The sequence below is a fragment of the Flavobacterium sp. LK-23 genome (assembly GCF_058135255.1).
This window is the reverse complement of sequence record NZ_JBYUVT010000013.1, coordinates 19,341-39,741: the sequence shown is the minus strand read 5'-3', so window position 1 is coordinate 39,741 and position 20,401 is coordinate 19,341. Positions and strand designations below refer to the sequence as shown.

Annotated in this window: 19 protein-coding genes; 6 read left to right on the top strand and 13 right to left on the bottom strand. The window is 34.4% G+C overall.

Annotation, left to right across the window (positions count from 1 at the left end):
* The first annotated feature begins 17 nt into the window (after nucleotides 1-17).
* Complete coding sequence (locus AC3Y25_RS17590; protein ID WP_489903628.1) at nucleotides 18-1,715, top strand: ribonucleoside-diphosphate reductase subunit alpha; 1,698 nt, start codon at nucleotides 18-20, stop codon at nucleotides 1,713-1,715.
* 377 nt (nucleotides 1,716-2,092) lie between these two features.
* On the opposite strand, the gene AC3Y25_RS17585 is transcribed toward AC3Y25_RS17590, so the two are convergent.
* Nucleotides 2,093-2,665, bottom strand: a complete 573-nt coding sequence (locus AC3Y25_RS17585) for a Crp/Fnr family transcriptional regulator (RefSeq protein ID WP_489903627.1) — start codon at nucleotides 2,663-2,665, stop codon at nucleotides 2,093-2,095.
* The gene (ribB, locus tag AC3Y25_RS17580) at nucleotides 2,666-3,328 is read right to left on the bottom strand and encodes a 3,4-dihydroxy-2-butanone-4-phosphate synthase (protein WP_489903626.1); all 663 of its coding nucleotides are present in this window, start codon (nucleotides 3,326-3,328) and stop codon (nucleotides 2,666-2,668) included.
* Nucleotides 3,329-3,502: 174 nt separating this feature from the next.
* On the opposite strand from ribB, the gene AC3Y25_RS17575 reads away from it, so the two are divergent.
* Nucleotides 3,503-5,107, top strand: a complete 1,605-nt coding sequence (locus AC3Y25_RS17575; RefSeq protein ID WP_489903625.1) for a Na+/H+ antiporter — start codon at nucleotides 3,503-3,505, stop codon at nucleotides 5,105-5,107.
* Nucleotides 5,108-5,246: 139 nt separating this feature from the next.
* Here the strand turns inward: AC3Y25_RS17575 and AC3Y25_RS17570 are convergent, their stop codons facing one another.
* Both AC3Y25_RS17570 and AC3Y25_RS17565 read right to left on the bottom strand, forming a co-directional pair.
* Nucleotides 5,247-7,019, bottom strand: coding sequence for a MutS-related protein (locus tag AC3Y25_RS17570; RefSeq protein ID WP_489903624.1), 1,773 nt, complete (start codon nucleotides 7,017-7,019; stop codon nucleotides 5,247-5,249).
* 62 nt (nucleotides 7,020-7,081) lie between these two features.
* A complete protein-coding gene (locus tag AC3Y25_RS17565) occupies nucleotides 7,082-7,915 on the bottom strand; it encodes a universal stress protein (RefSeq protein ID WP_095930397.1) in 834 nt (277 codons plus the stop codon).
* 181 nt (nucleotides 7,916-8,096) lie between these two features.
* Between AC3Y25_RS17565 and mnmE the strand changes: the two genes are divergently transcribed.
* Entirely contained in the window at nucleotides 8,097-9,497 is a 1,401-nt protein-coding gene (mnmE, locus tag AC3Y25_RS17560) for a tRNA uridine-5-carboxymethylaminomethyl(34) synthesis GTPase MnmE (protein ID WP_489903623.1), read from the top strand.
* Nucleotides 9,498-9,868: 371 nt separating this feature from the next.
* On the opposite strand, the gene AC3Y25_RS17555 is transcribed toward mnmE, so the two are convergent.
* Entirely contained in the window at nucleotides 9,869-10,303 is a 435-nt protein-coding gene (locus AC3Y25_RS17555; RefSeq protein ID WP_427874013.1) for a GNAT family N-acetyltransferase, read from the bottom strand.
* Between the two features lie 107 nt (nucleotides 10,304-10,410).
* Between AC3Y25_RS17555 and AC3Y25_RS17550 the strand changes: the two genes are divergently transcribed.
* On the top strand, nucleotides 10,411-11,007 hold the full coding sequence (locus AC3Y25_RS17550; RefSeq protein WP_489903622.1) for a threonine aldolase family protein: 597 nt from the start codon (nucleotides 10,411-10,413) through the stop codon (nucleotides 11,005-11,007).
* 167 nt (nucleotides 11,008-11,174) lie between these two features.
* On the opposite strand, the gene AC3Y25_RS17545 is transcribed toward AC3Y25_RS17550, so the two are convergent.
* Entirely contained in the window at nucleotides 11,175-11,366 is a 192-nt protein-coding gene (locus AC3Y25_RS17545) for a cold-shock protein (RefSeq protein ID WP_095930400.1), read from the bottom strand.
* Nucleotides 11,367-11,651: 285 nt separating this feature from the next.
* Here AC3Y25_RS17545 and AC3Y25_RS17540 point away from each other — a divergent pair, with 285 nt between their 5' ends.
* Nucleotides 11,652-12,596, top strand: a complete 945-nt coding sequence (locus AC3Y25_RS17540; protein WP_489903621.1) for an alpha/beta fold hydrolase — start codon at nucleotides 11,652-11,654, stop codon at nucleotides 12,594-12,596.
* A gap of 152 nt (nucleotides 12,597-12,748) precedes the next feature.
* On the opposite strand, the gene AC3Y25_RS17535 is transcribed toward AC3Y25_RS17540, so the two are convergent.
* Entirely contained in the window at nucleotides 12,749-13,054 is a 306-nt protein-coding gene (locus AC3Y25_RS17535) for a hypothetical protein (RefSeq protein ID WP_489903620.1), read from the bottom strand.
* A 366-nt stretch (nucleotides 13,055-13,420) separates the two neighbouring features.
* On the opposite strand from AC3Y25_RS17535, the gene AC3Y25_RS17530 reads away from it, so the two are divergent.
* Nucleotides 13,421-14,140 (top strand): hypothetical protein, encoded by a 720-nt coding sequence (locus AC3Y25_RS17530; RefSeq protein WP_489903619.1) that lies wholly within the window; start codon nucleotides 13,421-13,423, stop codon nucleotides 14,138-14,140.
* Between the two features lie 149 nt (nucleotides 14,141-14,289).
* On the opposite strand, the gene AC3Y25_RS17525 is transcribed toward AC3Y25_RS17530, so the two are convergent.
* The 6 genes from AC3Y25_RS17525 to AC3Y25_RS17500 all read right to left on the bottom strand — a co-directional run bounded on the left by AC3Y25_RS17525 (nucleotide 14,290) and on the right by AC3Y25_RS17500 (nucleotide 20,401).
* The gene (locus tag AC3Y25_RS17525; RefSeq protein WP_489903618.1) at nucleotides 14,290-15,108 is read right to left on the bottom strand and encodes an alpha/beta fold hydrolase; all 819 of its coding nucleotides are present in this window, start codon (nucleotides 15,106-15,108) and stop codon (nucleotides 14,290-14,292) included.
* Nucleotides 15,109-15,344: 236 nt separating this feature from the next.
* Entirely contained in the window at nucleotides 15,345-17,711 is a 2,367-nt protein-coding gene (locus AC3Y25_RS17520) for an FdhF/YdeP family oxidoreductase (RefSeq protein WP_489903617.1), read from the bottom strand.
* A gap of 18 nt (nucleotides 17,712-17,729) precedes the next feature.
* The gene (gene fdhD, locus AC3Y25_RS17515) at nucleotides 17,730-18,602 is read right to left on the bottom strand and encodes a formate dehydrogenase accessory sulfurtransferase FdhD (protein WP_489903616.1); all 873 of its coding nucleotides are present in this window, start codon (nucleotides 18,600-18,602) and stop codon (nucleotides 17,730-17,732) included.
* 115 nt (nucleotides 18,603-18,717) lie between these two features.
* Entirely contained in the window at nucleotides 18,718-19,233 is a 516-nt protein-coding gene (locus AC3Y25_RS17510; protein WP_489903615.1) for a DsbA family protein, read from the bottom strand.
* Between the two features lie 12 nt (nucleotides 19,234-19,245).
* Nucleotides 19,246-19,698 (bottom strand): redoxin domain-containing protein, encoded by a 453-nt coding sequence (locus AC3Y25_RS17505; RefSeq protein ID WP_489903614.1) that lies wholly within the window; start codon nucleotides 19,696-19,698, stop codon nucleotides 19,246-19,248.
* On the bottom strand, nucleotides 19,682-20,401 hold the full coding sequence (locus AC3Y25_RS17500; RefSeq protein ID WP_489903613.1) for a YoaK family protein: 720 nt from the start codon (nucleotides 20,399-20,401) through the stop codon (nucleotides 19,682-19,684). The genes AC3Y25_RS17505 and AC3Y25_RS17500 overlap by 17 nt, the downstream gene beginning before the upstream one ends.

Here is a 20,401-nt window from a genome sequence, read left to right as displayed (position 1 = left end):
CAAGCCTATAATACATTATGAATACGACAGACATAAACCCTGAAAACAACAATTTTGAACCACAAAACGATAGTAAAATGTGGTGGAAAAATTCTGAAAGTGAACAGATTTTAAATCGCGGTTATCTTTTAAAAGGAGAAACCGTAGAAGGAGCAATCGATAGAATTTGTACGGCTGCAGCAAAAAGACTGTACAAACCAGAATTGAAAGAATCTTTCATGGAAATGATCGAAAGAGGTTGGATGAGTATCAGTTCGCCAGTTTGGGCAAATATGGGAACAGAAAGAGGTTTGCCAATTTCTTGTTTTAATGTGCATGTTCCAGATAAAATTGAAGGAATTACGCACAAACTGGGTGAAGTAATTATGCAAACTAAAATTGGAGGTGGAACTTCTGGTTATTTTGGTGAATTACGAGAACGAGGAAGTGCTGTAACTGATAACGGAAAGAGTAGTGGAGCAGTTAGTTTCATGAAGCTTTTTGATACGGCTATGGATACTATTTCGCAAGGAGGTGTTCGTCGCGGTGCATTTGCAGCTTATTTAGATATTGACCATCCAGATATTGAAGAGTTCTTGAAAATTAAAAGTATTGGAAACCCAATTCAAAACTTATTTACAGGAATTTGTGTACCAGATTACTGGATGCAGGAAATGATTGATGGAGATGCAGAAAAAAGACAAATTTGGGCGAAAGTATTAGAAAGCCGCCAGCAAAAAGGTTTGCCTTATATTTTCTTTAGTGACAACGTAAATAAAAATAAACCACAAGTTTATAAAGATCAGAATTTAAGAATCAATGCCAGTAATTTGTGCAGTGAGATTATGCTTCCATCAACTCATGACGAATCATTTATCTGCTGTCTTTCTTCAATGAATTTAGAGTTATATGAAGAATGGAAAGATACTGAAGCAGTAAAATTAGCAATCTTTTTCTTAGATGCCGTTTTACAAGAATTTATCGAAAAAACAGAACGAAACTATTATCTTTCTGCAGCTAATAAATTTGCTAAAAGGCACCGTGCATTAGGTTTAGGAGTTTTAGGATGGCATTCTTATTTACAGAAAAATATGATTCCGTTTGAAGGAATGGAAGCTAAAATGAAAACAACAGAGATTTTCAAACATATTAGCGATAAAGCCGATAAAGCAAGTCAAGAATTGGCTAGGATTTATGGTGAACCAGAATTGTTAAAAGGGTACGGAAGACGTAATACCACCACAATGGCAATTGCGCCAACGACTTCATCTTCTGCAATTTTAGGTCAAACTTCGCCAGGAATTGAACCTTTTAGCAGTAACTATTATAAAGCTGGATTAAGCAAAGGTAATTTCATGCGTAAAAACAAATACCTTAAAAAACTGTTGGAAGAAAAAGGTCTGGATAACGAAGAAGTTTGGAGAGGTATTATGCTAAACGGAGGAAGTGTTCAGCATATGGAACAATTGACTCAGCAGGAAAAAGATGTTTTCAAAACATTCAAAGAAATCAGCCAGTTAGAAATTGTGCAGCAAGCTGGAATTCGCCAGAAATTTGTTGATCAAGGACAGAGTTTAAATCTTAATATTCCAGCAGAATTGGCTATTAAAGATGTAAACCGCTTAATGATAGAAGCTTGGCAGCAAGGAGTTAAAAGTTTGTACTACCAAAGAAGCCAAAGTGTTTCTAAAGAATTAGTAACAAGTCTTGTTTCTTGCAGCAGTTGTGAATCATAAAAATCATAAAGCCGGATCTTTTAGATTCGGTTTTTTTATTCTGAATTTTTAGAGCAAATATTCGCTAAGATTTACTCGCAAGAAACGCAAATGGTTTTACGTAGATTTTAAAAGATTTCAGACGATTAAGATAGACATGAATTGCCTCCAGCTTTAGCTGGAGGTTTTTTGTTTTAAATTGTAAAAGGCTTTAGCCAAATTCAAAGTTTGGCTAAAGCCTTCTTGCTCTCCTTTTTTACCTCCAGCTAAAGCTGGAGGCAATTCATATTTAAAAAATAATTCAATTAAATTCGTGAATTGCTTCACCTGTTCGCTATCGCTCGGGTCATGGCTAAAAAAAACTTAGAGTCTTAGCGTCTTAGTGGCTAAAAATAACTCTAAACTTTCGACTTCAGCCGACTCAAAGTTTCCTGAGAAATATTAATATAAGAAGCAACAATTTTGTTCGGCAGTCTTTTTACAATTGCAGGATTAATTTTCAAAAGCTGATGGTATCTTTCCAAAGCATCCATAGTGGTAAAGGACATTAAACGATTGGCATTATTTACATACGCTTTCTCCAAATAATTGCTGTAAAATGTTCTCCATTCTGGAATAATTTTCATTAAATGATTAAAATCCTCGTGTGAAATACTTAATAGTTCAGATTTTTCAATAACCTGAATGTTTTCAGTCGCGGGCATTTTGGTAATAAAACTTACCAAAGCGGTAGCAAACTGATTTTCAAAAGCAATATATCGTGTAACGTCTTTTCCTTCTTCATTTATAAAAAAGATTCTTAAACAGCCTTTTGCAACAAAAAAAGTTTCATGACTAATTTGACCTTGAGCTAACAAGATTTCATTTTTTCCTTTTTTTATAAGTTTGAAATAAGAGAGGATGGTTTCTAGATCTTCATCAGAAATAGTAATGCTTTTTCGAATGGAATTGCTAAGCTGTTTGTATATCATTTAATTATAATCTCTAACGAATTTGCGGTAGTAAATAATATCTTCAATAGATAAAACCACCAAATCGTGTTCTTGCGCAAAGCTAATGATTTTGTCTAGTTTAGCCATGCTTCCATCTTCGTTCATCAACTCACAAAGCACAGCTTCGGGTTGTAGACCTGATAGTTTCATTAAATCGACACTTCCTTCGGTGTGGCCGTTTCTTCCTAGAACGCCATTATCGTTTGCTCTAAGCGGAAAAATATGTCCAGGTCTTGCTAAATCTTCTGGTTTTGCATTTGTTGCAATCGCTGTTTTTATAGTGGTAATTCGATCTTTTGCAGAAACTCCAGTAGTCACTCCGTTTTTGGCTTCAATAGTTATGGTGAATGGAGTTTGAAAACTGCTGGTATTTTCTTTTACCATGAAGGGGAGTTCTAATTCATTTGCTTTTTCGTTAGTAAGACAAAGACAGACAATACCGCTGCATTCGCGAATCATTAATGCCATATCCTGAACGTTCATATGATGTGCAGAAAAGATAAGATCGCCCTCGTTTTCACGGTTTTCATCGTCGGTTACCAAAACGCCTTTTCCGCTTTTAAGCTGTTCTAAAGCGTTTTCAACACGTTCTTTACTGTAAATGCCAAATTGCACTAACGGACTTAATTCTGTACTGATCATAATTTTTTTTTAGAAATAATAAGAAACAAATCTAATGCGGCTTAAAACCAAAAACTTTGATGTAAGTCAATAAATGGATGTTCTATTTTTTTAATGCTAATTTAATTTAGTTGTCATAAAATCTTAATTTAGCATCAAATTTTACAACCCAAAATTTAATAAATACCACCTCAAATGGAGAATATTACCGTAATTATAATGCTGCTTTTTGGCGTTGCATTTCTTAGTCTTGTTAGTAAAAGATATAATTTCCCAATTCCGATTGTTTTGGTTTTATGTGGTGTTATTATTAGTATTGTTCCGGGACTTCCTGTTATTGCTTTGAGTCCAGAAATAGTGTTTATTATATTTCTACCGCCTCTTTTGTATCACGCTGCTTGGCATACGAGCTGGTCTGACTTTAAGCAATCCATACGTCCGATAACTTTTGCAGCTGTGGGTTTGGTCTTTTTTACGACAGGATTAGTGGCTGTTTTTGCACATTGGCTTATTGATGATATGTCTTGGCCGTTAGCCTTTTTGCTTGGCGCAATTGTTTCTCCTCCCGATGCGGTTTCTGCAACAGCCATTACAAAAGGTTTAGGGCTTAATCCGAGATTAATTGCTATTCTAGAAGGAGAAAGTTTAGTAAACGATGCTAGTGGTCTTGTGGCGTATAAATATGCTCTGACAGCAATTACAGCTGGGAATTTTGTGTTATGGCAGGCAGGATTAAATTTCGTTTTAATGTCTGCTTTGGGTATAGGAATTGGTTTGGCTGTTGGTTTTATCATGTACTATATCCATAAAAGATTTGTTTGCGATGATATTATCGAAGTAACACTTACATTGTTGACGCCATTTGCTTCTTATCTACTTGCAGAGCATTTTGAGGGTTCAGGAGTTTTGGCTGTGGTTACGACAGGTCTTTTTCTGGCGGCGAGATCGGGAACTATTTTTTCTCATGAAAGCCGAATTATGACGAATACAATTTGGGATGTTTTAAATAATATTCTAAATGGTTTGATTTTTATTTTAATCGGACTTCAGTTGAGACAAATTATTGCTGGAATCAGTAATTATTCGGGAAATTCTTTACTTATCTGGGGAGCAGTTATAAGCATAGTGGTGATTTTAGTTCGCTTCTTATGGGTTATTCCAGCAACGATGATTCCGCGAATGATTAGTAAAAAGATTCGGGAGAAAGAGCAATTTGATTACCGAAATATGATCATTTTTGGCTGGTCTGGAATGCGCGGTGTGGTGTCTATGGCTGCAGCGCTGGCGCTTCCTTTAATGTTGAATAAAACAGAAGAATTTCCGCTTCGAAATTTAATTATCTATTTAGTTTTCTGCGTTATACTTTCAACTTTGGTAATACAAGGTCTTACGCTTCCATGGCTTATCAAAAAACTGAAAATTGAAAGATACTCGATATTAGCAGAAGAGTATAATATTAGAAACGTAATTGTTTCAGAAACTATCGCCCATATTGAAGATAATTTCTCCTTGCTAAATGATGAATTGCTTCATAATATTAAAAGTAAATATGAAGTAAAATTCAACCGTCTGCAAAAGACCGAACTTCCTGCCAATTTCTTTGGAAACGGGAAATTGCTTGGAGGCGAAATCTTTAATGATTTTACTAAAATTCAAATCGATTTGCTAAATGTAGAACGTGCAAAATTAGAATCAATGCATAAATTAGGTTCTGTAAACGAAGAAATCTTTCGTAAAATAGAGAAAGAACTCGATTTGGAAGAAACGCGTTTGTGGATGGAAATGTACGAGGAAAACTAATTTTTTTTTAAAATTCCAAAGTTTTTAAAATTCCAAATTCCAAAGAGAGAACCATATCTAGCTTTGTCAAAGTTTAAAACTTTGACAAAGCTTTTTCTTTACATCTTACACCTTACATCTCAAATCTTTCATTTCACCATTAAATTACGTTCATTTTCTGCATTAAAAATGTTGCGCTTTTGTTCTTGCAGATTCCGTTTCGGAGTTTATAATCGAAGTGAAGATCGTTGTTTTGAATTTCAACTTCGAAACATTGATTGGTTAAAATTTCAGGATATTCATTTGTAGTTAAACAAACTTCTATATCGTGTGTTGCGATGGCTCCGATTGCTTTTTTAGAAATTATTTTCTTCACGACCTCGATTGTTCCGTTTCTTTTATCGTCGGAATTTGTACCTCTCAAAATCTCATCTAATAAAACAAAAGCAGGCTGATTTTCAAGAGCATCCATGATCTGTTTTAAACGTTTAATTTCAGCAAAAAAGTAAGATTCAGAATCGGATAAAGAATCTGACAATCGCATTGAAACTAATACTGGAAGTGGATGAATCTTAGCTTCTGATGCACAAACAACAGAGCCAATTCCGCCAAGCACCATATTGATTCCCAAGCTTCTTAAAAACGTACTTTTTCCTGACATGTTAGATCCAGTTAGAATTACAAAAGATTGCGGGAAAAATTGCGTGTCATTTCCAACTCTTGTAGCAGGATTAAGCAACGGATGACTTAGATTTTTAAATTCGATTTTATATTCAGAATTGATTTCAGGGAAAACGAAATCGTCGTTGTTATACGCTAAATTTGCCAGACTGTTTAATGCTTCAATTTCGCCAATAATAGAAATCCAATGATTCATTTCAGAAGCATAATCTTCTTTCCATTTTAAAAGCGCTTTTAAAACGTGGAGATTGAATAAAAATGTTCCATTAAACAAAGTCGCTGTCACAAAGTTATTTATCGTGTCCATTCTCGAAAACAATTCCGAAAGCTGTTTTAAATGCTGACTTGCTTTGGCATTCTTAAAATTAAGCTGTTCTTGTAAACGAATTAGCTTTTTAGAATGGAAAGATTCACGTTCAATTTTTTCTATCAATAAACTATATTGCTTTATGATGTTAGCGACATTATCAGCCTTTGCTATTTCCGATTGAATTCTCTTTACAGCTCTTCCTAAAACGATCAAATTGGCAATAAAAACATACGTTAAATAAGAAAGTATAATGGTTTTTGATGTAATAAAATATGCAGCTAGGAATCCAAAAAATGTTATTGGGAGAATAAATGATAATGCAACTAAAACTTTAGGTAATGAATTATTTGTGAAAGAAGTCCAATGTTTTATCGCTTCATAAGATTGTTTAGAATCTTGACCTATAATAGCCAAAGCCTGAAATTCCTGTCTCCAATCGATTTTACTTTTTAATTCGTTTACAGCTTCTTGATTTTCTAAAATTTCAGCTTCAGGAAGTGTATGAAGTAAGAGTTCAGCAAGTGTTTTTTTTCCGATAAAAGAAGCTGTTCTGTTTAGATTTTGGAATAACGAATGTTCTCCAAAAATATCCAAATCGTAAGCATACGGATGATGGTAATCGATAAATTCAACTCCATTTTCGAAAGAAGTTTTCTCTCTTTTCAAAAAAGAAATTTCATTCTGATTAATCTTTAAAAGTGTTTCTGCAAGCAATCTTTGAAAAGATACTCGAGAATGTATTTTCATTAAAAAAATAAAACCAGCAAAAGATAAAACAGCTAGAATGACATAAAGTATTTCGTTTGTTTTGATGTAATAAAACATAAAAAACAAAAAAAGAAAAATACTTAATAGCCTCAAAAGGCTTATGCTGTTGTATTTTTTGTTGGTTTTATTATAGAGTTCCGAGTATTTTGCAACGTTGTCTGGATATGCTTTCATTCTATTATTTTGCTTGAAATACAAATATAGCTTTTAAGTTACAAAATCCTCATGGATTGAAATTAATCTTCATGCATAACCAAAATCGGAATAGTTACTTCTTTGGCTATTTTTTTTGAAAAACTGGAGTCAAATATACTTTCAAAGAACGAACGTTTATGTGTTATTGTGGTTAGAACATCAATGTCTTTGTAAAGAATAAAATCAAGAATGGTTTCTTTGACATCATCACTTGGTAAAACTAAAAATTCCACATTTTCTTCAGCAAAATCTCTTTCCCATTCTTTTCGGGTTTCCTCTGTAACATCAGAATTAGAAGTTTTAACGTATAAACTCTTTACTTTAGCGCCAGTTTTTTTAGCGATTTTCAGGATTTTTTTAAGTTCTTTTTTGTCTTTTTCTCGGTAGCGTGTCGTAAACCCAATCGTTTTTACCTTTTTGTATTTGGCGTCGATAGGAACGCACAAAACAGGAACTTCGACCCCAGAAATTACAGATTCGGTATTAGAACCCGTGAAAAATTTAGTCCAGTCAGAAGCGCTGTTGGTTCCCATAATCACAAAATCGACTTGATCTTCTTCGACTGCGTTTTTAAGGTTATAAATTAGATCACCATCCATTAAACGGTGTTTGATTACAATATCTTCTAAATTACGTTCGGCAGCAATAGTTCGTAGTTTTGGAATTTCATCCTTAAACATTTCAAATTTTGCTAGCTCGATTGAACTGTATATAGAAGCATAATTCTCTGGAAAGAATTGGCTGTCGTAAACAGGTATCTCGAATGTATGAAGTAAGATTAATTCGGCGTTTACAACTTTAGCAAATTCTAAAGCATGGACAAATGCATTGGTAGCAGCGTCAGAGAAATCGGTTGGAAATAATATCTTTTTCATAGTATTTAAGATTAAGGTTTGTCTCTCAAATTTACTCATTCTACGTAGAAATTAACCTGACATTTATCAGTATTTTAACACTTAATGATTTATTAATATCAATTATTGCAAAGATTTCTTGTTGGATTGAGGACAAGATTGTACCGAAAAGAAATTAAGCCTTTTTTTATACCTTTGCAGCATGATAAATCAAGATTCTATAGTTGCTTTGGCTACACCTTCGGGAGCTGGAGCTATCGCCATAATTCGTATTTCTGGAGCTGAGGCTATTACAATTGGTAATTCGGTTTTTAAATCTATTAAAAACAAAGATTTAACCAAACAGAAAACGCATACACTCCATTTAGGGCATATTGTAGATGGAAACAAAACGCTAGACGAAGTTTTGGTTTCGGTATTTAAAGGTCCGAACTCTTACACTGGCGAAGATACTATCGAAATTTCGTGCCACGGATCAACTTATATTCAGCAGCAGATTATTCAGTTGTTGCTTCGAAATGGATGTAGAATGGCAGATGCAGGTGAGTTTACTTTAAGAGCTTTCTTAAACGGAAAATTAGATTTATCGCAGGCAGAAGCGGTGGCAGATTTGATTTCGTCAGATAACGAAGCTTCTCACCAAATCGCAATGCAGCAAATGCGTGGTGGTTTTAGTAATGAAATTGCGAAACTTCGAGAAGAGCTTTTAAATTTTGCTTCTTTAATTGAATTGGAATTGGATTTTGCAGAAGAAGATGTAGAGTTTGCTGACAGAACACAGTTTCATGAGCTATTAAACCGAATCGAATTTGTTTTAAAACGCTTAATTGATTCATTTGCTGTTGGAAATGTCATTAAAAACGGAATTCCAGTTGCAATTGTAGGTGAACCGAATGTTGGTAAATCGACGCTATTGAATGCTTTGTTGAATGAAGAAAGAGCAATTGTTTCGGACATTGCTGGAACAACTCGTGACACCATTGAAGACGAATTGGTAATTGGTGGTATCGGATTTAGATTTATTGATACCGCTGGAATTCGTGATACTAAAGATGTTGTAGAAAGTATTGGAATCAAGAAAACATTCGAAAAAATAGATCAAGCGCAAGTTGTGATTTATTTATTTGACGGATTGAAATTTCAAGCTTCAAGTTCTGAATTCGTAAATGAGATTGAGCAGATTAAGAATAAATATCCGCTGAAGCCTTTACTTATTGTAGTAAACAAAAAAGATATTTTGTCTGCTGATGAAGTAGCCAATATTACCAATCAGCTAGAAAACTTAAATGCAAAACTTTTATTGATTTCTGCAAAGGAAAAATTAGGAGTAGAGGATTTAAAGAATGAATTGTTATCTTTTGTTAATACAGGAGCACTTCGTAATAACGAAACAATTGTTACGAATACAAGACATTATGATTCGTTATTAAAAGCTTTAGATGAAATACAAAAAGTAAAATTCGGTTTAGAATCTGGACTTTCAAGTGATCTTATGGCGCTTGATATTCGTGAAGCTTTATACCAATTTGGACTTATTACAGGTCAGGTCTCTAATGACGAATTACTTGGGAATATCTTTGCAAACTTTTGCATCGGAAAGTAGAAGCAACAAAACAACAATAACAATAGTAAGATACTTTGTTTTCTATTACAATAAAATAAAAACAACTTTAAAAGGGCGTATAAAAAGGATAAACTAAGAGCTGACATAAACGCAAAAATTGGATCTGTTAAAGAAATAGTCCTTTTATTGGATTTACAGGTTATGTAAAAAAATGATATATGGATTTTTAAACCAAAGCTGTTTAATGAATGGCTTTGGTTAAAATCTAGCTGTATTTCAAGTTCGATCTATCTTTTTTCAGACTTAAATTATTTCATTAAATTTGTAGGAATAAATGAGCTTACCTTAGTTATTAATAGAGCTTTACTGTTGTGCATTTTAGAATAAAAACTTTCGTTTTCATGTTTTTATCAGTGTAGTTTTTTTGATAGATATATCCTTCGATGCCCTTTTGGAAAATCTTTAATTTCACCAATTGGCTCATATCCGTTTTTTAAATAGAAATTTTCTGCTTGAAAGTCAAATGTATCCAGCATTGAGATTTCGGCTCCTTTTTCTTTTGCTGTTTTTTCAGCATATTGTAAAAGTAAAGTTCCGATCCCTCTTTTTCTATAACTTTCTTCTACCCACAAAACTTTTATTTCAAGGTCATTCCAATATCCAAGTTCTGCTAATATTCCGCCAATCTCAGTTCCTTTTTCATTTTTGACTGTAAATTCTAATGGAGTGTAAATATGATTAGTTGCTGAAACTTTACTTAAATTGTATTCAATAATTCCGTCGATTATTTTTTTTGTGCTTTTCCTATCACAATTTTCAACAGTAAATTCAAAAGTTTTTTCCATTTATGAAAGATTTTATTTAATTGCTATTTTTCCATCGGCTACAATCGAATCTAAATTATTTTAGAATCACTAATTGTCATTAAAAAAGAAAAGCTAATATATTATTTTTGAAAATAATTTTGATCATTGTCAGAAGAATGTTGGAAAAACAGCTTAACTTATTTCTTTTTATGGACGGTGCCCAACTCGGCCATGCGCTTACTGCTGAAGCTAATGATCTTACCTTATCTGATGTTTCAAATCTTACCGATGTGTTTTATGTTGGTGGGACAAAAAACGGCGCTCTTTTCGGTGAAGCTAACGTATTTAAGAATTCACAAGTGTGCAGCGAATTTGATTATGTTCTCAAGCAGCGCGGTGCTCTTCTGGCAAAAGGAAGGGTGTTAGGAATTCAGTTCTATGAACTCTTTAAGGAAGATTTGTATTTTGTTCTGGCAGAAAAAGCCAATAAGTATGCTACGCAGATTGCCGAAGCGATTAAAGAGGCCGGTTATGAATTTTTAACCGAATCTGCCACCAACCAGATTTTTCCGATTCTGCCTAAAATTGTGATCAGCTCGCTACATGTAAAGTTTGCATTTTATGTCTGGAAAGAGATTGATGAGAGCAGGTCAGCTGTACGTTTAATCACTTCTTGGGCAACGGATCAGAAAAGCGTGAATGAAATTATAGAGGATATTAAAAACAGCAGTATTCCGGAATAGCAGCTTTGCCGTATGCTTAAAAAAAGGTTTGCCAGTACGTCTTTAAGCGAAGAAGTTGCCATCACAAATGAAATTCCTGTGGATCATATAATAATGATTAGGAATCATTAAATAAAAAAGCACCTGTTTTTGGACAGGTGCTTTATAAACTTGTACTATAGTATATATTATGCTACGATTACGTTTACTGCGTTTGGACCTTTTCGGCCTTCTTGGATGTCATATCGAACTGAATCGTTTTCACGGATGTTTTCAGATAGACCTGAGGCATGGACAAAAATTTCGTTTCCTCCATCGTTAGGAGTTATAAATCCGAATCCTTTTTCCTCATTGAAAAATTTTACTGTACCTTCTTGCATATTAAATATTTAATTTGGTCAAATGTACTCTATTAAATAATAGCAGCTTAGGAAATAGTTTTAAATTATGTTTTTATTAACTTTAAATCAAAACAATTGCATATTTGTGTATAGTTACAGATAAAGGATTTTTTAAATAAATTGGGTAGGCAGTAGCATTAATTTGGTTTGAAAAAGATGAATAAAATTATTATCAGGAATAATTTTATTTTTTTAATGTATTAAAATCTTAAAAATCATTATTTTAGTTGGAAAGAACTATTCAGATAATCCAATTGTAAACTAATGAAAAATAAAGTAAATCTGGCACTCATTCTTATGGTTCTGTTCTTAGGTAAATCGTTTGCACAGACCCATTATGATACTCTATCAATCGGCAGAATAAAACAGGTAATCTCATATAAAGGAAATAATGATTTGCCTTTAATCTTATTTTTACATGGCGGTCCAGGCAGTTCCAGAATGAACCAGTCCGATGTTTTCTCGGGCAAACTTCAAAATCATTTTACGGTTGTGCAGTGGGATCAAAGGGAAACGGGCAGGACACTTGCTTTAAACCGGTCGTCTGTACCTATTACATTGGAATTAATGGAAGACGATACTTACGAACTCATACAGCTTCTTTTGAAAAAATTCAATAAAAAAAAACTCTATCTTGTTGGGGAATCGTGGGGAACTGTTCTTGGTTTTAAAATGGCTGAAAAACATCCGGAGTTACTGAATGCTTATCTTGCTTTCAGTCCTGTAGTGAATCAGAACAAAAGTGAACAATTACTGCTTAGCAAACTGAAAGCAGATGCAAAAGAAAAAGGAAATCTTACAGCTGAAAAAGAGCTCAATACAGTTAAAATTCCTTTTGAAAAATACGAATCGCTATATTATTCCAGAAAATGGATGTTTAATTACGATGGTAAGCCATTAGCAGATAAAGACACTACTGCCGTGAAAGAGTATCTTAAAAGCTGGTCTGAAATATGGCTGCCTACTTGGAATAAGGCCGTCACTCAAAATCTTCCGAAAGAACTTCCAAAAATTAATTGTCCAGTTTATTTTTTCATAGGGAAGAAAGATTTCCAGACTAATCATATCATTGCAGAAGACTATTTTAAAAATCTCAAAGCGCCAAAGAAGAAAATATTCCTGTTTGAAGATGCTGGACATTCCTTACTTATGGAAAAGCCTGAAGAAATTCAAAAAATAATTATCGAACAAATCCTAGATAAAAATTAAAAGCTGATCATAAATAAAAATAGGAGTCAATTCTAAAGGGAATAAGTAGTAAAAAACAGGATGCCAGAATGGTACACACTAATTGTTTAATATACTTTCAAATAGATTTTTCCCTCCCTAATCTGTCGTTTTTTTATTTTTAGCCTTTTTGTTTAATAATAGGTAGATTCTACATACGGATCGTAGATATCTGCATCCCATTGATTATCATTAAACTCATCCAAAAGTTGATCGTCAGATTCTGGATCAATTATGCTTTCGTATTCGTTTAGGTCATGGGCTGCATGCAAAAATTCGCAGTCAAAGTCCGGTTCATCTTCACTTTTATGGTATAAATCGCCTAAAAGCTTTGAATTTTGTGTGTGCTGAATTGCTGTATTTGTGAAATTCATGTCAGATTGTGTGCCGGATTGAGAAACTGATATAACAACCGGAAGGATTGCTGTTGCTTTTTTCATAATGTAATTCATTTCGTTTTGTATATATTGTATATGCCAAAAATAATGTGACCTGCAATCTTTTTAGTTATACAATTTTGCTGTGGAGTTATATAATATCTTATCGATTACTATTTTTTTTCATTTTTTGCATTGCATAAGAGAGCAGGGGATAAAGTTAACACGAGAAATATTCTATGCGGTTAAATGTAAATCGTGTGGTATTTTTTTTTGTATTTTCGTGAGGATTGTAATTTACGAACAGTTTCAAACTGCCAAAATAGTACGCTGTAAATCTTAAGTGAATTTTTTTGCAGTATAAGAAAAGCATGGCTTGGTTTTAATTTTAAAAGTTTTTGATTTTGAGTTTTTTAACACTATTACGAAATGATTTATAATAAAGAAAATTTTCCAAAAGTATCTTCGGAACGCCATATCTCAGCTACTCTGTTAATGTATTTGATGTTTGGATTATTGTGCTTGGCAATGCTTTCTTTATTTATTGCAATACCTTTGAGTATGCAGTTGGAGCATAACAGTCCTTTATCTCAAGGAGAGCTAATCTTTGACCTTATATATTTTCCCCTACTGCTTTGGGCGATCTGGATTTTATTTAAGAATTACAAGCGTCAGAAGCAGAAGAAGGTCATTTCAATTTCTGTGGATCGTTATGGCATGCACCAACACCAGTATAGTGGCAATGTCGAAAGCATTCTATATGAGGATCTGGAAAAGAGCAGCGAGGCTTACGTAAGTGATATCGATAGAAAAATAGGAACAAAATATTCGCCTAGTTATATTTTTGGATTTAAGGACGGGAAGCAGATTCCCATTCATTTTTCCAGAGCTGATAACGGGATGACTTATATCCCTAAAAATAAATATCTGCTGATTGGTCATTTTCTGCAGGGCGTCGTTTTATTTTGCCCGCACATTAAGATTTCCCCGACGGTCTATGCGGATTATTTTATTAATCCTGAAACTTTTGAATTTAATAGAAAAGCCCAGACAATTACATATTTGCTAGTTCTTATTGTTCTGATCGCGATACTACTTTTAATCGATTTATTTATAAAATATACTAAAGGGTTCTCGATATTATTCTAAAGTAAAAATGCTAGATTTCTTGCATTGAATAGGAGTAATTCATGTAATGATGGGGTTTTCTCAAACGATGTCTTTTTGTGCTATAAAAAAGCCATTAAACATTACATCTAATGGCCTTTTATTCCTGTTTTTTGTTTTACCTGCGATTTTTATTTTTTGATAAACTCTAAAATATCTTTATTGATAGTTTCTGCCTCTGTTGTTGGCATACCATGAGGAAATCCAGGATAAGAAATTAATTTTCCATTTTTCAAAAGAGCTGCAGCTTTAGGTGCCTGATTATATGGAACGATCTGATCATCTTCTCCGTGAAGAACCAATACAGGTATGTCTAAACTTTTCAAATCTTCAGTAAAATCGGATTCAGAGAAAGCTTTAATTCCTTCATAATGAGCTAGTACAGACCCCATCATTCCCTGACGCCACCAATTGTGTTTGATACCTTCCTGAACTGTTGTTCCTTCGCGGTTCCATCCGTAAAAAGCGATTGGGAAATCATAGAAATATTGTGCTCTGTTAAATCCGGTTCCTTCTCTGATTTCATCAAAAACAGACAATGGGACACCATCAGGATTTGCCTCATTTTTGATCATGATTGGCGTAACAGCACTAATAATAATGGCTTTAGAAACACGTCCTTTTCCATATTTTGATGCGTAACGAATTACTTCCCCTCCGCCGGTTGAGTGGCCAATATGAATTGCATCTTTTAAGTCAAGTGCAGCGGTTAATTCCGCTACGTCTGCAGCATAGGTTTCCATATTGTTGCCTTCAGAACTTTGACCAGAACGACCGTGTCCGCGTCTGTCGTGAGCAATAACTCTATATCCTTGTTTTAAGAAAAACATCATTTGTGCATCCCAATCGTCTGCTGATAAAGGCCATCCGTGGTGAAAAACGATAGGTTGTCCTGTTCCCCAATCTTTATAATAAATTTGTGTTCCGTCTTTTACTGTAATTGTGCTCATTTTGTTTGGTTTTAAGATTAATAAAATTAGGAATATCCTAAATTTTGGTATTGTCGTTAAATTCTAAGTTTTTATCATTTTTTATTTGACTTAGATTTCTTTGACAAATTTATAGAGGAAGAGTAGAGCGGTCGATTAACCTAGATTAAGTAATGAATTGTAACAGCGCTATTACTATTTTTAATCTAGATAAATGCCTCAAAAGTCTTCGCTAACTTATTTTTATTTGAAAAGAATTATATGTGTTTTATCTTTTCGTAAATGGCGGGATCGTGTTTTTTTACTTTTATTTTCACGTATTTAGAAGCTGGCATATTGCTTTCTTTCACCACATTATTTACAGAAACCAAAACATTGGTTTCAGGAAAATAAGTGACCGTATTTCGCTCTGGAATTTGATAAGAAACAATAAGGAATAAAGGCGCAATTCTTTCAATGCCATCATTATAATTAAAGAGATCTACTTTGTCTCCCGCTTTATATCCTGCTTTATCAATATCATTTTGATTCATGAAAATAACACGGCGTTCATTTTTTATTCCCCTATAGCGGTCATCCATACCATAAATAGTAGTATTAAACTGGTCATGCGTGCGAGTTGTCGCCATCATATATTCATCTGGTTCCAATTCATTATCTGGAATTTCTGTTAAAGTAAATGCCGCACGATCAGCTGATTCTTTAGCCGTAAATTGACCATGGCGAGGAGCATTAGGCAAATAAAAACCGCCTTTTTCGCGAACTCTATTATTGTAATTTTCAAAACCGGGAATACAATTTTCTATAGCTTCTCTCACATCATCATAACTGTCGTGGTATCGCTTCCAGTCGATAACTGATTTTTCTCCAAGAACCGCCATCGCCATTCGGCAGACAATTTGAGTTTCGTTTATTAATTGATCCGAGATAGGTTTAAGCACGCCTTTTGAAGACTGCACCACGCCCATAGAATTTTCTGTACTGATAATCTGCACTTCGCCGTTAACGATATCCATATCACTTCGGGAAAGCGTAGGAAGGATAAGAGATTCTTTTCCATGTATCAAATGGCCTCTATTGAGTTTTGTCGAGACACACACCAGCAGTTTCAGTTTTCGAAATGCTTCTGCGGTGTAAGTCGTATCTGGTGCCGCCGATAGAAAATTACCGCCCATGCAGAACATAAATTTTACTTTCTCTTCATGAATCGCTTTTATCGTTCCAACCACATCATAACCGTGATTTCTCGGCGGATTAAATCCAAAGTAATTTTGAAGACGATCTAATTGTTCATTTGTAGGTTTTTCATCAATAAGCATGGTTCTGTTTCCTTGCACATTACTGTGTCCGCGAACGGGACAGACTCCTGCGCCGGGTTTACCAATACTTCCTTTAATCAATAAAATATTGACAATCTCTCGAATCATATCGACACCATTTGGCTGCTGGGTAAGTCCCATTCCCCAGCAAACAATAATTCTTTTTTTGAAAGCCAGTATTTCTGCCGCTTCTATAATTAAATCTTTTGGAACTCCAGATAGAAAGGCAAGATGATCCAAGTCTAAATTTTCAAACTGTTTCTCAAAATTTTCAAAACCAGTTGTTTTGTCTTTAATAAATTCATGATCAAAAACTTGACCTGGGTTTTTCTTTTCCAATTCAATTAGTAAAAGTTCAATAGCTTTTAATAGTGCCATATCACCATTGATTTTTATCGGAAGAAAAAGATCGGTAAGTTTTCCGCCTGATCCAATTATCCCTTTTATAGCCTGCGGATTATGGAATCCCATTAAACCCGCTTCGGGTAACGGATTAACCGCAATAATTTTTGCGCCATTTTTTTTGCCTTTTTCTAAAGCGCTCAGCATTCTCGGAGCATTAGTTCCCGGATTCTGTCCGATTATCACAATCACATCGGTATCATAAAAATCTTCTAGAGTAACCGTTCCTTTTCCAATTCCGATTGTAGTTTTCAAAGCCGTTCCAGAGGTTTCGTGGCACATATTGGAACAATCTGGCATATTGTTGGTTCCAAACTCTTTTGCAAATAGCTGATAAAGAAAGGAAGCTTCATTACTGGTTCTTCCCGAAGTATAAAAGGCCGCTTCATTTGGAGATTCAAGCGCATTTAAATGGGAAGCAATTTTTTTAAAAGCTTCATTCCAACTTATGGGCTCATAATGTGTACCGCCAACGGGTAAATACATCGGTTCCGTCAATCTTCCCATTTTTCCAATTTGGTAATCGTCTATTTTTGAAAGGCTGTAAACAGAGTTTTCTTTAAAGAAAGCAGCATCAACTTTTTTGGTTGTAGCTTCTTCAGCCAAGGCTTTTGCTCCGTTTTCACAATATTCGCCCAAAGGAGATCGATCATCATCAGGATCTGGCCATGCGCAGCTGGAACAGTCAAAACCGCCCATTTGATTCATTTTAAACAAAGCCTTGCCGCCTCTTAGAATGGTTTTATCTTCTATAAGATCGCTTACCGCAGCCATAACCGCAGGAACGCCGGCAGCCCATTTTTCTACTTTTGTTAATTTAAGTTTCGAAAGCTGGTACGGATTTTCTGCTTCAGGTAATTTACGGGTTAAATCATCTGTTTTTTGTTGTGGATCTTTCTTCATTGTATTATGGTTTAATGGCTATTGTGTTACGATTACGGTTTGTTCCGATGAGTTGTATATATTCAATCGATTTTCTTTTAGAAATCCTAAAAGTGTAATATTAAACTCTGCCGCAAGTTCTACGGCCAAACTGGATGGAGCGCCAATAGAAGCAATAATAGAAATTCCAGCCATTGCTGCTTTTTGGATTAGCTCAAAACTTGCTCTTCCGCTTAGAAGCAAAATATGTTCATTTAGTGGCAGTGATTGATTAGCAAGAGATCTTCCAATTAATTTGTCTAATGCATTATGTCTTCCAACATCTTCAGTTAAAAGAATCAAATCGCCTTGAATATTAAAAAGCCCTGACGCATGAAGACCGCCAGTGGATTCAAAATCGCTTTGAGCAATTCTTAATTTTTTGGGTAATTGATAAAAAACAGATGCATGAATCTGGATCTGCGGTCTCATCAAATTTCCAAATGGGCTTACCGTTTTTATAGATTGAATCGAACTTTTTCCGCATACGCCACAACTTGAAGTCGTGTAGAAATTTCGATCTGTCTGCATCAAATTTGGAGTAAAACCTTCTTTAAGATCAACCTGAACAATGTTTTGTTTTTGTGACAAGCAATTCATTTTTATTGCAAAAGCATCTTGAATATCTTCAAAAGAAGTAATAATTCCTTCTGTAAACAGAAAACCAATCGCAAGATCAATATCATTGCCCGGAGTTCGCATGGTAACCGAAATGTTCTTTTGGATTCTGTCTGAATTAGAACCGTAAGAAAGCCTGATTTCAAGAGGTTCTTCAACAGAAAGCGTATCTAAAAACGATGAGGTTCCGTTATTTTCTATTCTTTGAACACTTACGTGTTTGATGGAAACTAATTCCGTATAATTTATTTCCATGGCGTTGTAATTGAAGTTGTTACGTAAATTTAATTAAAAATTGGTTCAAAAAATATACTTTCATTCATTAATTGAGAGCATACTATTCGATTTTTATATTTAATTCTCAACCTATTTATTTCACGATTTCACTCATCAGTTGCAAGAGATCTTCTGCACCTGCGTTAAATTTTCTACCATTGACAAAAAAAGAAGGTGTGCCATTTACACCGCTTAAAATACCACTTTCAAAATCGGAATCTACTTTTGCGGCAAGTTCAGGTTTTTTAATATCGACATTGAATTGATGTGGGTCTAGCTCCAATTTCTCTACTAATTCTAATAAAAAAGGTTCGTTTAGAAGCCTTTGGTTTTCGTAGATAGCATCATGCATTTCCCAAAACTTTCCCTGCAATGCTGCGGCTTCTGCCACAATTGCTGCAGGACGGGCGTATTGATGCATTTCTGATAACGGAAAATTTCTAAAAACAAATTTTATCTGTTTGCCGTATTTCTTCATTATTTCTTTAAGAACTGGATAAGCTGCACCGCAATAGGGACATTGATAATCTCCGTATTCGACGATTACTATACTAGAATCTTTTTTTCCTTGTATATGATCAGTTTTACTGACCGCTGGTTTTAGTGACATAATTAATTAGTTTTATAGTTTTTCTAAAGCTTCCAAAATACCATCTGCTCCTGGGTTTATAGCCATTGGAGAGAGATAACTCCATTGTATAATTCCTTCTTTGTCAATTACAAAAAGGGCACGATTGCATTCGCCTTCTTTCTCATTGTATACACCATATTTTTTTGAAGTGTCTCCTTTTGGTTCGAAATCAGCCAATAAAGGAAAATGCAGATTTCTTGATTGAGAAAAGGCCAGGTGACACCATTTACTATCTACAGAAATACCGAAAATTGTAGCATCATATTTATTGAAATATTTCTGCATTTCGTTGTAAAGTGCCATTTGGTCGCTGCAAACTGGACTCCAGTCGGCAGGATAAAAAGCTAAAATCACGTTTTTTCCTTTAAATTCTGATAAAGTGATTTTTTGATCGGGTGTTGCAAATAAGGTAAAATCTGGCGCAACGTCATTTTTCTTCAGCATAAGATTTATTTTTAAGGTTAAAGTCAGTAATTGGCATTAGCAATGCACAAGCAAGTAGTAATGCAGCAGGCAAAATAAGCGTCCAATTTTTCAATAACGGAAGTATAATTGGTACGACAGATGCACCTAGCAAAAAGCCAATCCATAATAGTAAAAGTCGAAGAGCATTGAGTTTGTAAAACTTACGACTTTTTTTATTGCGAGAGAGACTTAACATGGCTGTATTTCTAGCCAGACTATTCAACGTTCCAGTCACGAAATCGGTATTTATTTTTTGATTTCCAACAGACGTTACAATAGTGTTCATAACACCAGTTGAAAAAAGAATGATAGGTATCGACAATCCGTTGTTTATCGTATAATAATTGGATGCCATTGTATAGCCAATCAATATTACTGAAACAATATAAAATGGCAGTGTCTGAATTTTGGATTCTCTCCACAACGAAATGCAGGTTCCAGCATATATTCCGAAGACAAAAGAGCCAATTACGGTTAAAGACGAAATAAGAACATTTATTTTACTACTTGATAAGGCAATTCCCAACTGCGTGCTGTTTCCGCTTATAAAAGACACATATACTTTCCATTTTAGGAAACCGGCAGCATCAAGATAACCTGCAATAAAGGCTAAAAATATGGCTAGCTTCTCCTGTGATCTAGTTTGTTCAGACGAATCTATGAACTGTGTTTGGGCATCCAC